The following is a 14,587-nucleotide window of genomic DNA, read 5'->3' on the forward strand; positions in this document are numbered from 1 at the left end:
CCAATCCCTTGCTGACCCTCATCCTTGAGATTACCTTCCATGCTGTAGACTCATCCAGAGCCTGTAGAAAACTATAGGTGCATTATCTGAGTTTGCAAATAATTAATTAGGTGGGGTTTGTTGAGCGCTTACCGGTAGTCCGCACAACGTAGAAGTTCACTGCCGCACAGGCAGCTTAGAAATGGTATACGTCGTCAGTCCCACCGGAGCCCGCGTTCACTGCCGCACAGGCAGCTTAGAAATGTTTTCGCGCCTAGCTCGGCGGCTTTGGTGTGTTCACTGCCGCACAGGCAGCTTAGAAAAGAAGACAACAATGCAATAATGGCTTTGTTCGGTTCACTGCCGCACAGGCAGCTTAGAAAAGTGCGCTTAACGGTGTAGAAACCGACGTAAGGTTCACTGCCGCACAGGCAGCTTAGAAATGTTCGCGGGTCAGAGTCCCAATCAACTTGATGTTCACTGCCGCACAGGCAGCTTAGAAATTCAGCAGCGCTTCGCTGGGATAGAGATACCGGTTCACTGCCGCACAGGCAGCTTAGAAACCACATTACGTGGGCCATGCCTGGCTTTTGTCGTTCACTGCCGCACAGGCAGCTTAGAAATTCCTGCATTTTCCGCGACACCTGACACGACAGTTCACTGCCGCACAGGCAGCTTAGAAATTTCATGCCCTGCCCCTTATTTCAATTTTGTCGTTCACTGCCGCACAGGCAGCTTAGAAATACAGCAGCTAGGCCATTATCCGGCCTTGACTGTTCACTGCCGCACAGGCAGCTTAGAAACTTGGGAAGAGCGCCACGCCACGAACGCGGCTGTTCACTGCCGCACAGGCAGCTTAGAAATCGTATATTTTGCGTGCTTGGGCCTCTGTCATGTTCACTGCCGCACAGGCAGCTTAGAAATAATCCGCTATCAACCACGATATTTTCTGTAGGTTCACTGCCGCACAGGCAGCTTAGAAAATCATACGCAGAATCGTTTGGCATCATTCCACGTTCACTGCCGCACAGGCAGCTTAGAAAATTATTGTGGCCAAAATTAAAGATAACTACATGTTCACTGCCGCACAGGCAGCTTAGAAAAATATTGTATTTTCCTAGCGTCTGCGTACATAGTTCACTGCCGCACAGGCAGCTTAGAAAGTATTCATTTGCTGTTTCTGCATCGGCGTCAAGTTCACTGCCGCACAGGCAGCTTAGAAAAAAATACCGCGTGAGCGCGTCCGGCGAGTGGGGTTCACTGCCGCACAGGCAGCTTAGAAACGAGGCGGCGAGCGCGTCCGCCTTTTTTCACGAGTTCACTGCCGCACAGGCAGCTTAGAAATACAGACAATGATGGTGAGCCGCAAACTCAGAGTTCACTGCCGCACAGGCAGCTTAGAAAGATTGTGAAACTGATCCATTCAAAGTTAACGAGTTCACTGCCGCACAGGCAGCTTAGAAACGAAACAGAGGAAGGGCCATGTGGCTATTAGAGTTCACTGCCGCACAGGCAGCTTAGAAAACTCCAAATTAATGACCACTCTAGCGGTAGGTGTTCACTGCCGCACAGGCAGCTTAGAAAAACAACGGTAAGGCCAGGTATTATCTCTTCGCGTTCACTGCCGCACAGGCAGCTTAGAAAGTTTCGGTGTACAGGGCGCCCACGTTGTTACGGTTCACTGCCGCACAGGCAGCTTAGAAAGATAACGACAAGGGCGAAATAAACCCGCATGTGTTCACTGCCGCACAGGCAGCTTAGAAAAAACAGGATAGCTTAGGCTGTCTTTTGCTCTTGTTCACTGCCGCACAGGCAGCTTAGAAAGGTAAATAGCGCCCCGCCGCCCGGGTCGCCTTGTTCACTGCCGCACAGGCAGCTTAGAAAGCTAAATGCTCGTGAAGTGCTCACGTCTAGCCGTTCACTGCCGCACAGGCAGCTTAGAAAACTCAGCTCACCGGCAAAGGCTTAGACAGCGTGTTCACTGCCGCACAGGCAGCTTAGAAATGTTTCGTCAGTAAGAAATGGGTTATCCAACGGTTCACTGCCGCACAGGCAGCTTAGAAATCATCAACCACCAATAAATCTATTTCTCCCAAGTTCACTGCCGCACAGGCGGCTTAGAAAACTAGGCGCAAGAGACGCCGAACCAAAAACAGGTTCACTGCCGCACAGGCAGCTTAGAAAACACCAGCGCGAGCTTGAAGAGGTCTTCAAAAGTTCACTGCCGCACAGGCAGCTTAGAAACGTAAAAATGGCCAAGTGGGCAGGTGAGGAAATGTTCACTGCCGCACAGGCAGCTTAGAAAATTTGACCAGTTTCCACCAGAGATTTAATGACGTTCACTGCCGCACAGGCAGCTTAGAAAATAATAGAACGGCGCAAATTTATCATAAAAAGGTTCACTGCCGCACAGGCAGCTTAGAAATTGTACACTCTCGCATATCCATCCAGTTTTACGTTCACTGCCGCACAGGCAGCTTAGAAATTTATCGTCCCTCGCCGGTAAAATCGGAATAAGTTCACTGCCGCACAGGCAGCTTAGAAAATTGTAATACCGGGTAAAGGCGCGCCGCTTGGGTTCACTGCCGCACAGGCAGCTTAGAAAGTGAATGAAAGCGCTTGATTTGAAAAAAGTGCGTTCACTGCCGCACAGGCAGCTTAGAAATCTCGAAGTAGGCGTAGCGCCCTGCCACCGCCGTTCACTGCCGCACAGGCAGCTTAGAAAAGCATGCATGAAGACACTGTTCAGATAATACTGTTCACTGCCGCACAGGCAGCTTAGAAATTCTTGACGATCAGTAGCGCAGCCACACCCGCGTTCACTGCCGCACAGGCAGCTTAGAAAAGCTTCTTTGCGCGGGGTGGTGTACAGGTTATGTTCACTGCCGCACAGGCAGCTTAGAAATGTCTGCAAATACTTAGACGTTGAAGGATTCGGTTCACTGCAGCACAGGCAGCTTAGATATTCTTGTTTGATGTACTTCAAAAGTTTAAAAGGATAAATTGTGTAGTTATAGAAGGGGCTTGCGTACTGCGCATTAATACTCTTTAGAGGTTGTTGATATGCTAGTAACTACTATTCGCATACAGACAGAGCTAGAGATGCCGTTGGAGGCGCTTTGTAAAAAGTTTAACAGAAGTAAAAGCTCTTTAATTAACCAGGTGCTTAAGGAGTTTATAGCTCAGGATCCGTTAGCTGAACTGCAATGGCAAAAAACTGAGCCTGCTTTAAGGTCTATGAAGTGGGGGAACGGTGTTCCCGCTGAGAAAGTTTTTAAGTGGATGCGGAGTTGGAGTGCGAATGAGAAGTTGCCAAGACCTAAATGTTGAAATTCTCTGTTGAAGATTTTTGTGAATATGTGTTGTAAAAAATTACCTTTTTGCAGTGGGTCGCTTGGTGTTTTAAGAAGCCGTTTTTTTATGTTTGTTGGGCGCGTTAATAATTTTATGTTGTCTAAATTCTGTGTTTAAACATATCCGTTTTGCATTAGTCGATCTCGAAACCACCGGTGGGCAGCACGCACATGACGAAATCATGGAGGTGGCTGTTCGCTTAGTTGGCGAGGGTGTGGATGATAGTTGGGAGTCTTTGCTTGATCCTCTTTGTTCGGTGCCAACCTTTATTCAAGGCTTGACGGGAATTTCTCAAGCCATGCTTAGGGGGAAGCCGACATTCGCAGCGGTGCAGGATGGGCTTTGGGATTTATTGCAGGATGCGGTGTTAGTGGCACATAACGCGCGATTTGATGCTGGATTTTTGCGTGCAAATTTTGCGCGTTATGGTCGCCAATATAGTCCGCCAGTGCTGTGTACGCTAAAGCTTGCGCGCACCCTTTATCCGGACTGGCCTAAGCATGGCTTAGAAGCCATCTGTCACCGGATTGGCTTTTATTCAGAGGTTCATCACCGCGCGATGGCGGATGTTGATGCGATGAAGGCCTTTCTCGACTACGCACGGAAGGACAAAGGCGCGGCGATATTTAATTTTGAGGTGGGCTTGCAGCTCGGTATTCCGGTGTTGCCGCCGTCAATTAGCCAAGAAGATATCGACGCCATTCCTTGTCAGCCCGGTATTTATCGCTTATTGGGTGAAGCCGGTGAATTGTTGTATATCGGCAGCGCGACATCACTGCAAGCTCAGATACTTGCGCATTTTAAAAATACGGCGGGTGACAGTAAGGCGGCGAAATTGGCTCGCAGGGTCGGCGGTGTTCAATGGCAGATGCTGGCGGGTGAGTTGTCTGCTGGGCTTCATGTCAGTTTCGCTCTGCGTCACGAAAAACCACAAATGCAGCGCCGTATAAAAGCGGCGGGCAAACCGTGCTGTGTACGATTTGTGGCTAATGACAAGGGTGACATACAACTGCGCTTGCGCTCTGGGCTACCTGCTAATATTGTGCAGACAGGCGAGATTGTTGCGCTATTTCGGGATCGTAAACAGGCGAAAGCACGCATTATTGAATCTGCGAGTCATTCTGATCTGTGCCTAAGCCGACTTGGCGTGTTGGCGGTCGGCGAGCATTGCGTGTGCAGTGTCTGTGACGCGCTAGCCGATTTATCTTTGCCCGCATCCACGGTGTCTGTGGCCGAGCCGGCTGCGTTTAATGCGGGTGTCACTGCCGCTTTCGCCGAATATGCTTATAGCCCATGGCCTTTTGATGAGCCGGTATTGATTCGTGAACAAAATGAGGCTGGCCATGAGGAGTGGCATTTAGTCGATGACTGGCGTCACTACGGCAGTTTTCATTGGGATACTAATCACCAGCGGTTAACTGAATACGCAGTTCATGGGGTAGATAATCGTACATCGATAAGTTTATTGGATGCACGGCGTCGCTGCGAACAAAGCAAAGACTTCCAATACGAGCATTACCGTTTGTTGCGCGCTTTTTTAAACGACTTGGAATGGCGGCGTTTATCCGAATTTTCAGCTGATATGCCGATATAAGCTCGGTTTCTAACAATCGAGAGTATTCGGGTATAATCACCGTCAACTTTACCGGCCCTATTTATTATTGCTTCGGTGCTATGGGTCTTAGCGGCAGATTTGTGAGATTTTATTATGGCAATTTCCTCTTTTCATCCTCCTCGTCGCACGCTGATGGGCCCCGGTCCTTCGGACGTACATCAACGTATTCTTGACGCACTTGGTCGTCCTACCCTGGGTCATCTTGATCCCTTGTTTATTGGCATGATGGATGAGACCAAAGCACTGCTTAAATACGCGTTTCAGACGAGCAATGAGCTGACCTTGCCAATTTCTGCGCCGGGTTCCGCTGGTATGGAAGCTTGCTTTGTGAATTTGGTTGAGCCCGGCGACAAAGTATTGGTCTGCGTAAACGGTGTTTTTGGTAACCGTATGATTGAGAACGTAACGCGCTGTGGTGGCATCGCTGTTCGTGTTGATTTCCCCTGGGGAGTCGCGGTTGATCCGACGGCTGTTGAGGCGGTCTTAAAAGAGCAGGGCGATATTAAGGTGTTGGCATTTGTTCATGCCGAAACCTCTACCGGTGCATTAAGCGATGCGAAGATACTTTGTGGCCTGGCGAAAAAATACAATGCCTTAAGTATTGTCGATGCGGTAACGTCGATGGGTGGTGTGCCCTTGCTGGTTGATGAGTGGCAGGCTGACGCCGTGTATTCAGGTAGTCAAAAGTGTTTGTCATGCACGCCGGGCTTGTCGCCAGTGACCTTTAGTGACGCTGCGGTGGCCGCTATTAAAGCGCGCAAGCATCCTGTGCAAAGCTGGTTCTTGGATATGAACTTAATCCTAGGGTACTGGGGCGAAGGCGGTAAACGCGCGTATCACCATACCGCGCCGGTGAATGCTTTATACGGTTTGCACGAATCGCTTGTGATGTTACAGGAAGAAGGCTTAGAAAATTCATGGCAGCGCCATGCCACTATGCATAAAGCCTTGGCGGATGGGTTAGAGGCATTGGGTATTCGCTTTGTGGTTGCGGCGGGGCAGCGACTACCGCAGCTTAATAGCGTGTATATTCCAGAGGGCGTTGATGATGCGACTACCCGTCAGTATCTACTTGCCAAGTTCGATTTAGAAATTGGTGCCGGCCTAGGCGACCTCGCTGGAAAAGTGTGGCGAATTGGTTTGATGGGATATAGCGCTAGGATGGAAAATATCACCTTGTTACTGAATGCCTTGGCTGAGGCAATGGGCGAGCAGGGTTATAGCTGCGACGCGGCTAAGGCCGTCGCCGCCGCAGAGGCGGTTTTGGCATAACTCCATCCGGTTGCTAGATTGGCAGTGATTTAAAACCGAGGCATCTTATAAATGTCTCGGTTTTTTTTCGTTTGCACATAAGTATTTTTAACACTAATAGTCTGGCGGAGCATCTGCTAGTCTTCTTCTCATGTCTAATAACGAGCGCGTTGATGTGTCTTTAAGTAATCCGCTAATAGAACAGGTACGGCTTGATTTATTAGAAGCTATTGAAAATGACTCGATAGTCTTACCGACCCTGCCAGAGGTGGCGCTAGAGATTCGCGAGGCGGCTAGCGATCCGGATGTGAATGTCGGTATGTTGGCCAATATTATAGAAAATGACAGCTCTATCGCGACGCGCATTTTACGTATAGCCAACAGCTCTTTGTTACGCGGTTTTCAGCCGATACCGGATGTTAAATCCGCTATTGGCAGAATAGGGCTTGGTTACACCAGCACGCTGGTTACCACCTTGGCAATGCAGCAAATCTTTTTGTCGACCAAAGAAGCGCTTAACCAGCGCATGCGTGCAATATGGATGCACAGCACTGACGTTGCCGCTATTTGTAATACCCTTGCTCGGTCTCATACAAGACTCAATCCAGAAATGGCCACACTGGCGGGGATTGTTCATCAGGTGGGGGCGCTCCCTGTGCTGTCTTACGCTGTTGGACGTGGTTTTTTACGTGACCATCCAGATTTACTCGATCAAATTTTAATCAGTCTAAGTCCGGAGGTGGGGAGCCGTATTCTTGAGGCGTGGGGCTTTGCGGATGAGCTTGTTATGGTGCCAACCGAGCATATGGATTTTGACCGCGAAGTGCCGGAGGCGGACTATGTGGATTTAGTCATGGTGGCTAATTTGCATAGCTACGTAGGCTCTGAACACCCGCTTGCCAGTGTTGACTGGTCTACGGTCAGTGCCTTTGAGCGCTTAGGTTTGCCGGTAACATTAGATGCTGATGATGGTTATCACCAGCAGATTGAACAGATGCAGAGTTTACTAAGGGGCTAGCCTTTACGCTTTTCCCTTTTCCTTTTCTAATTTTAGGACAAATAACCGCCGTCGACTGTTATGCAGCTTCCGGTAGTGTAGCTTGATGCGACTGACGCCAAATACAGCACCGCGCCAGCCATTTCGTCTGGCTGGGCGACTCGGTTTAGCGGTACATCCTTTAAAACGCTTGTTTTGATCGCTTCGTTGCTTACCAGCGCCGATGCAAATTTGGTGTCTGTTAAACCTGGTAACAGCGCGTTGACCCTAACACCCATCGATGCACATTCTTTAGCAAAGGCTTGGGTCATTGAAATTACTGCCGCTTTGCTGATCGAATAAATTCCCTGCAGTGCGCCGGGTTTAACACCGTTAATCGACGCCACATTGATGACGCTACCGCCGCCGTTTTTCGCCATCAGCTTTATACCGATAGACGACATGAAAAAGTAACCGCGAATATTCACGTCGACGGTTTTGTTGAACGCCGCTAAGTCAGTGTCGGTGATGTGGCCAAAATAGGGATTCGTCGCCGCATTGTTGACCAATATATCTAAGCGGCCGTGCTTGCTTTCTATGCTCTTAAAGACGGACTCAATTTGATCTAATTCACCAATATGGCAGGCCATGGCTTCGGCGCTGCCGCCTTCTTGACGAATTTCTTCCGCAACTTTTTCACAGTCCGCCGCTTTGCGGCTAGCTACAATAACGTGTGCTCCCTGCGCAGCAAGTAACTTACAAATACTTCTGCCGATGCCGCGGCTACCACCGCTGACTAGGGCCACTTTATTGCTTAGATCAAAAAGCGTGTCGGCGTTAGTGCTCATTTTATTTTTCCTTTACCTTGGCTTGTTTGTCGATGGCGGCGTTACCATATTTAGCTGCCGTTTTTTATTTTGGCTGCGCGTCGAACTGCTGACCGTTTACCTCGTTACTAGCGTCACTCATTAAATACAGGTAAAGAGGCATAATGGCTTCTGGCGGTGGGTTGTCCTGCGGATTTTCACCGGGGTAGGCAGTGCGTCTCATCACGGTTTGGGTGGCGCCTGGATTGATACTGTTGACACGGGTTTTGTTCAGTTCAAATTCTTCATCGGCCAAAATTTGCATCATGCCCTCTGTGCCAAACTTAGACACCGAGTATGCTCCCCAAAATGAACGGCCTTTGCGCCCAACACTGGACGAAGTAAAAATTATCGACGCATTCTCCGCTGCCGCTAACATGGGTAGCAAGGCTTGGGTCATCATGAATGGCGCTGTTAGGTTGACGTGCAGGACTTCGTCCCAGCTATCTACTGTTGTTTGCGCGAGGGTACGGCGCTGGCCAAGAACGCCTGCGTTGTGAAGCAGACCGTCAAGGTGGCCAAACTCTTTTTCAATGGTATTTGCCAGATCTTCGTAATCTTTCATCGCTGCGCCGCGCAGATGCATCGGGTAAATGGCAGCCTGCGGATATCCCGCTGCTTCAATTTCATCATAAACCGCTTCGAGCTTGCTCACTGTGCGACCAAGCAATATCACGGTGGCGCCGTGTTGCGCATAGCTAAGCGCTGCGGCGCGACCGATGCCATCACCGGCCCCAGTGACCAGAATAATTTTGTTTTGTAGGCATTGTGGCTCGGCGATAAATTCTGGGGGAAGGGTTAAAGGCACGTAAAATCCTCGGGTTTAAGACTGCTGGAGTTTGTTTATTAACGGAATGAGATCGACGGCGGTGTCGACAATGTAAGTCGCGCCCCAATTGTCTGCGCTGTCGTTTTCCAAAATATAGCCATAGCGACAGGCCACAGTTCTCATATTTGCGTTACGGCCTGCGTCGATATCGCGTTTATGGTCACCCACATAAATCGTATTTGCTGGTAGGCAGTCGATCTCTTTGCAGGCCAAGTAAATCGGTTCGGGATGGGGTTTTCGATTTGTCACGTGATCTGGGCAGATCGCCGTTGCGCAGCGCGCCGACAGTTGCATAGCCTTTAGTAGTGGCTCGGTATAGCGCGAGGGCTTATTGGTAACGATTCCCCATTTCAAACCCAGGGATTCGATATGGGTAAGTACCTCGTCCATGCCCGGAAAAAGGGTGGTGCTAATCGAGAGTTGTGCTAGGTAGCGATCGAGAAATTCATTGAGTAAATCTGCGAAACCATCACTACCTTCAGCTTGCTCAAAGCCGAGGCTGACCACCGCACGGGCACCATCGGAAACCCGTCTGCGCACTGCGTCATAGTTTTGTAGCGGACGATTGTGCTCTGCCAGCATGCTATTGAGCACAGCTGTAAAGTCGGCGGCTGTGTCTAGTAAGGTGCCGTCTAGGTCGAATAAGACTGCGTGCAGCATCAGGCGGGTTTCTTCACGTGAATCATATAATTTACGTCAACGTCTTTTTCATTCAGCCGATAAGTGCGCAACAGCGGGTTATAGGTCAGGCCTGTCATATGCTGCATTTGCAAACCGGCTTCGCGAATCCAGTTACCGAGTTCCGCCGGGCGAATAAAGCGGCTGAAGTCGTGGGTGCCTTTGGGCAGCATTTTTAGTAAGTATTCCGCACCGACGATCGCAAACATAAAGGCTTTGGGATTGCGGTTGATGGTGGAAAAGTAAATGTCGCCACCCGGTTTGCACAATGCCGCACAGGCACGAATAACGGAAGAGGGATCGGGAACGTGTTCCAGCATTTCGAGGCAGGTGACAACGTCGTAGGTGCCTGCTTCATCTGCCGCAAGTTCTTCCGCGGTGGTTTGAAAATACTCAACCTTAGCGCCAGATTCCAATTGGTGCAGTCGGGCCACGCTGAGTGGTGCTTCGCCCATGTCGATACCTTTGACTCGGGCGCCGCGCTGATACATGGCCTCGGAGAGAATGCCGCCGCCGCAGCCGACATCTACAACGCGACGTTCGGCCAGTGGCGAGCGCTCGTCAATATAGTTAACGCGTAGCGGGTTGATGTCGTGCAGGGGCTTGAACTCGCTGTTGCGATCCCACCAGCGATGCGCCAGTTCTTCAAATTTGGCGATCTCCGCTGGATCAACATTGTTTCTATTTTGTTTGTGCGATTCCGCGTGCTGCATTTTATTCTCCGCTAATTCTTGAGCGCCAGAGTTCTGCGCGAGCAATAATATCTCGGCGATCCAGCGTGGTCAGTTCGCCATTATCCAGTACCTTACGGCCCATGATCCAGCTATAGCGAACCTGATGGCTGATATTGGTGTACACCAATTGGGATACTGGGTTGTAAATCGGTTGTTGTTCTAAGCCGGATAAGTCGATGGCAATCACGTCGGCTTGCTTGCCAATCTCTAAGCTGCCGACTAAATGATCTATGCCAAGGGCTTTGGCGCCGTTTAATGTCGCCATGGTCAGTGCGTAGTGGTCGGGCAGTGCGCTGGCGTCACCGGCAACGATTTTGCCTAGCAGTGCCGCGCTTCGCATTTCACTGAATAGGTCGAGGTCGTTATTGCTTGCTGCGCCGTCAGTGCCAATGGCGACATTGATGCCTGCGCTGCGCATTCTTTCAACGGGAGAGAAACCGCTGGCTAGCTTCATATTCGATTCTGGACAGTGAATGGCATGGCAGCCGAAATTAGCTAGCGTCGCGATATCTTCGTCATTTAATGCCGCGAGGTGCACGCACTGGGTTTTTGGTCCAAGCAAGCCCAGATCGGCAAGGCGCGCGATGGGGCGTTTGCCAGTTTGGGCGACAGCGTCGTCTATTTCCTGCTGGGTTTCATGAAGATGAATTTGAATCGGCGCGTCTGCCTCGGCAGCGAGGGTGGCCACCCTTTGCATGGCGTCGTCGCCGACGGTGTAGGGCGCGTGGGGCCCAAAGGCGACGGTAATGAGTTTGCTGTGTTTTAGCTCGTCCCGCAGGGCGAGGCCCTTACGTAAATAATCGTCGGGGCCGCTACCCCAGGCGGAGGGGAAGTCAAATATAGGGAAGCTGAGCTGGGCGCGAATGCCCGCTTTGCGAATGACGGTGGCAGCGGCCTCTGGAAAAAAGTACATATCGCTAAAGGTGGTCGTGCCGCTGCGGAGCATTTCTGCAATGGCTAGCTCGCAGCCGTCGCGGACAAAGGCCTCGTCTACCCAGCGACCTTCTGCCGGCCAAATGTGGTCGTTCAGCCAAGTGTGCAGAGGTTTGTCGTCCGCCAAGCCGCGAAATAGGCTCATTGCTGCATGGCCGTGTGCGTTAATTAGTCCCGGCATCAGCACGTGGCTGTCTAATCGCAGTACTTCGTTGGCCTCGATATTTTCAGCGTCTACGGCGGGCAAAAGTGCGCAGATTTCGCCGTCGCGGATAGCTAGTGCGTAGTTGTTTAGTGGTGTGCAGTTAGGTGCGACGGGAATAATCCAGCGCGCAAATATCAGTGTATCAACGGGGTCTGAGCTTTGGGCAGGCATGGGGCTGTCCGTATCTGTTTATGCAAAGGCGCAAGTATACCTGTTAACACGGCCGCTGTGGTCGCCTTTTGTTGCGGTAGTACATTGATTTGCGGCGATTTTGAACTGTCTACGGGCTTGAGATTTATGCTATCATTCTCGCTTTATTTTCCGCTTAGACCAGCTGCGCCGTCGGCGGAGACGGAAGTAGTGGTGAGTTAAATACCGGATAAGGCCGATTTCGAGGCGACACTGCCGCGTGACGACTATCCATAATAAGGAATTACCCTGTTCATGGCTGATATAGCTAAAGAGATTCTGCCGGTAAACATTGAGGACGAGCTTAAGCAGTCCTATCTTGATTACGCAATGAGTGTCATCGTAGGTCGGGCGCTTCCCGATGTGCGTGACGGTCTAAAACCTGTTCATCGCCGCGTATTGTTCGCTATGAGTGAGCTGGGTAATGACTGGAATAAAGGCTACAAGAAGTCTGCCCGTGTGGTGGGTGACGTTATTGGTAAATACCATCCCCATGGTGACTCTGCGGTATACGACACCATCGTTCGGATGGCTCAGCCGTTTTCACTGCGCTATATGCTGGTTGATGGCCAAGGCAACTTCGGTTCTATCGATGGTGATAACGCGGCGGCTATGCGTTATACCGAAATTCGTATGCGCAAGATTGCCCATGAAATTCTCGCCGATCTAGACAAAGAAACCGTTGATTGGGTGCCTAACTACGATGGCACCGAGCAAATTCCGGCAGTAATGCCTACTAAAATACCGGCGCTATTGATCAATGGCTCATCAGGTATTGCGGTGGGTATGGCAACAAATATCCCACCACACAACTTAACCGAAGTGGTTAATGGCTGTTTGGCTTTGCTTGATGATCCAGATATTACTGTTGACCAGTTGATGGAGCATATCCCTGGTCCAGACTTCCCGACGGCGGCAATCATTAATGGCCGCGCCGGTATTGTTGAAGCCTATAGAACGGGGCGTGGTCGTATCTATGTTCGCGCTCGCGCAGAAGTTATCGTTGATGAAAAGACCCATCGCGAAACTATTCTTATTCACGAGCTGCCTTATCAGGTAAATAAGGCGCGCTTGATCGAGAAAATTGCCGAGCTAGTTAAAGAGAAGAAAATAGAAGGCATTTCTGAGCTGCGAGACGAGTCTGATAAAGACGGTATGCGCGTTGTTATTGAAATGAAGCGCGGCGAAAGCGGCGAAGTCATACTGAACAATTTATATGCACAAACACAGCTGCAAAATGTGTTTGGTATCAATATTGTGGCTTTGGTAGATAATCAGCCGCGCATTCTTAACCTCAAACAGCTACTCGAATACTTTATTCGTCACCGCCGTGAAGTTGTTACTCGTCGTACTGTGTATTTGCTGCGCAAGGCACGGGAACGCGGTCATGTACTTGAAGGTTTGGCGGTAGCGATCTCTAATATCGACGAGATTATCGCGACCATTAAAGCGTCTGCAACCACCCAAGAAGCGAAAGATAGCTTGATCTCGCGCCCATGGAAGTTGGGCGATGTGGCCGGAATGTTGGAGCGCGCCGGCGAGAATGCCTGCCGTCCAGATGATCTTGAAGATCAGTATGGCATGCGCGATGGCCAGTATTATTTGTCGCCTGTGCAAGTTCAGGCGATTCTCGATCTGCGTTTGCAAAAACTGACTGGTTTAGAGCATGAGAAGCTATTGGGCGAGTACCAAGAGCGTCTGCTGGAAATTGCGGAATACTTAAATATTCTGGCGAATCCCGATGTACTGATCGCCGTTATTCGTGGTGAATTAGAGCAAGTAGTTGCCGATTACGGCGACGAGCGTCGCAGTGAAATTGTGGCCTCACAGCTTGATCTTAATCACGAAGATTTGATTCCTGAAGAAGACCGTGTAGTGACTATTTCCAATGGCGGTTATGCCAAGTCGCAGCCTTTAGATACCTATCAGGCGCAGCGTCGCGGCGGCATGGGTAAATCTGCTACCTCGGTTAAAGACGAAGATTTTGTTGAGCACTTATTGGTGGTGAATACGCACACCACCATTCTGTGTTTCAGTAATATCGGTAAAGTATATTGGTTACGTGCCTACCAGATTCCCGTTGCGGGTCGTAATTCGCGCGGTCGGCCGATGGTGAATTTATTACCGCTGGATGAGAATGAACGTATCACCTCGATTCTGCCAGTAAACGAGTATACCGAAGGCTATTTCATATTTATGGCCACCGGTTTTGGTACGGTTAAAAAGACACCGCTAGAGGCGTTTTCGCGTCAGCGCAGTGTTGGTTTGCGCGCCATTGAGCTTGATGAAGGTGACGTACTTATCGGCACCGCAATCACCAATGGCGAAAACGATATTTTGTTATTAACCAGCGCTGGTAAAGCGGCTCGCTTCCCTGAAACTGCTGTTCGCGCCATGGGGCGTACCGCACGCGGCGTACGCGGTATTCGCATGGATGAAGGCCAATCCGCTATCGCGATGATTATTCCGCAAGAGGGTGGTCGCGTATTGACCGTCTCTGAGAATGGTTATGGCAAACGTACTTTGGTGGAAGATTTCCCGGCGAAAGGCCGCGGAAATCGTGGTGTTATTGCCATGGCCATGAGTGAGCGTAATGGACCCTTGGTTGGCGCAGTTCAGGTCTTTGAAGGTGACGACCTGATGCTGATCAGTGACCAAGGTACTTTGGTTCGTACTCGCACAGATGAAGTGTCTATTCTCAGCCGTAATACCCAGGGTGTTCGTGTTATTCGTTTGAAAGAAGACGAGCATTTAGTGGGTGTTCAGCGCGTCGAGGAAGAAGATGAAAAATTGCCAGAAATTGATGAAGATGCAGAAATAGCATCAGCTGATGATGTGATTGCTGGCGAAGCAGCTGTTAGTGACGATGATGCAGGTGCCTCTGCAGACGATAGCGCTGAGGAGTAATCCCACGCGCGGTAGTTTGTTTAGATTTGCAGATAAATAGTATGAGTAGCGGCGCCGCTGGCGCCGTTTGT

10 protein-coding genes and 1 CRISPR repeat array are annotated in these 14,587 nt (G+C 50.3%); of the genes, 5 read left to right on the forward strand and 5 right to left on the reverse strand.

Annotated features, from left to right (window positions below; genetic code table 11):
- Nucleotides 1–154 precede the first annotated feature (154 nt).
- Nucleotides 155–2,944: direct repeats of the CRISPR family, unit length 28 nt; unit sequence GTTCACTGCCGCACAGGCAGCTTAGAAA.
- Nucleotides 2,945–3,081: 137 nt separating this feature from the next.
- The 4 genes from O9X78_RS21055 to O9X78_RS08650 all read left to right on the forward strand — a co-directional run bounded on the left by O9X78_RS21055 (nt 3,082) and on the right by O9X78_RS08650 (nt 7,217).
- A complete protein-coding gene (locus tag O9X78_RS21055; protein ID WP_492220226.1) occupies nt 3,082–3,309 on the forward strand; it encodes a hypothetical protein in 228 nt (75 codons plus the stop codon).
- Nucleotides 3,310–3,442: 133 nt separating this feature from the next.
- Nucleotides 3,443–4,927 carry a 3'-5' exonuclease family protein gene (locus O9X78_RS08640; protein WP_269619239.1) on the forward strand — a complete coding sequence of 495 codons (1,485 nt, stop codon included), beginning with the start codon at nt 3,443–3,445 and terminating at the stop codon, nt 4,925–4,927.
- 114 nt (nt 4,928–5,041) lie between these two features.
- Entirely contained in the window at nt 5,042–6,220 is a 1,179-nt protein-coding gene (locus O9X78_RS08645) for a pyridoxal-phosphate-dependent aminotransferase family protein (protein WP_269619240.1), read from the forward strand.
- 130 nt (nt 6,221–6,350) lie between these two features.
- Complete coding sequence (locus O9X78_RS08650) at nt 6,351–7,217, forward strand: HDOD domain-containing protein (protein ID WP_269619241.1); 867 nt, start codon at nt 6,351–6,353, stop codon at nt 7,215–7,217.
- A 32-nt stretch (nt 7,218–7,249) separates the two neighbouring features.
- Here the strand turns inward: O9X78_RS08650 and O9X78_RS08655 are convergent, their stop codons facing one another.
- The 5 genes from O9X78_RS08655 to O9X78_RS08675 form a co-directional block, all read right to left on the reverse strand.
- Nucleotides 7,250–8,023, reverse strand: a complete 774-nt coding sequence (locus O9X78_RS08655; RefSeq protein WP_269619242.1) for an SDR family oxidoreductase — start codon at nt 8,021–8,023, stop codon at nt 7,250–7,252.
- Between the two features lie 64 nt (nt 8,024–8,087).
- Nucleotides 8,088–8,849, reverse strand: coding sequence for a YciK family oxidoreductase (locus O9X78_RS08660; RefSeq protein WP_269619243.1), 762 nt, complete (start codon nt 8,847–8,849; stop codon nt 8,088–8,090).
- Nucleotides 8,850–8,864: 15 nt separating this feature from the next.
- Nucleotides 8,865–9,530, reverse strand: coding sequence for an HAD-IA family hydrolase (locus O9X78_RS08665; RefSeq protein WP_269619244.1), 666 nt, complete (start codon nt 9,528–9,530; stop codon nt 8,865–8,867).
- Nucleotides 9,530–10,261 (reverse strand): bifunctional 2-polyprenyl-6-hydroxyphenol methylase/3-demethylubiquinol 3-O-methyltransferase UbiG, encoded by a 732-nt coding sequence (gene ubiG, locus O9X78_RS08670; protein ID WP_269619245.1) that lies wholly within the window; start codon nt 10,259–10,261, stop codon nt 9,530–9,532. Before ubiG ends, O9X78_RS08665 begins: the two co-directional genes overlap by 1 nt.
- Nucleotide 10,262: 1 nt before the next feature.
- Nucleotides 10,263–11,591 (reverse strand): TRZ/ATZ family hydrolase, encoded by a 1,329-nt coding sequence (locus O9X78_RS08675; protein WP_269619246.1) that lies wholly within the window; start codon nt 11,589–11,591, stop codon nt 10,263–10,265.
- 273 nt (nt 11,592–11,864) lie between these two features.
- Here O9X78_RS08675 and gyrA point away from each other — a divergent pair, with 273 nt between their 5' ends.
- A complete protein-coding gene (gyrA, locus tag O9X78_RS08680; RefSeq protein WP_269619247.1) occupies nt 11,865–14,516 on the forward strand; it encodes a DNA gyrase subunit A in 2,652 nt (883 codons plus the stop codon).
- Nucleotides 14,517–14,587: the final 71 nt, after the last annotated feature.

Origin of the sequence: Zhongshania aquatica, assembly GCF_027257955.1 — a bacterium.
Classification (GTDB): Bacteria; Pseudomonadota; Gammaproteobacteria; order Pseudomonadales; family Spongiibacteraceae; genus Spongiibacter; species Spongiibacter aquatica.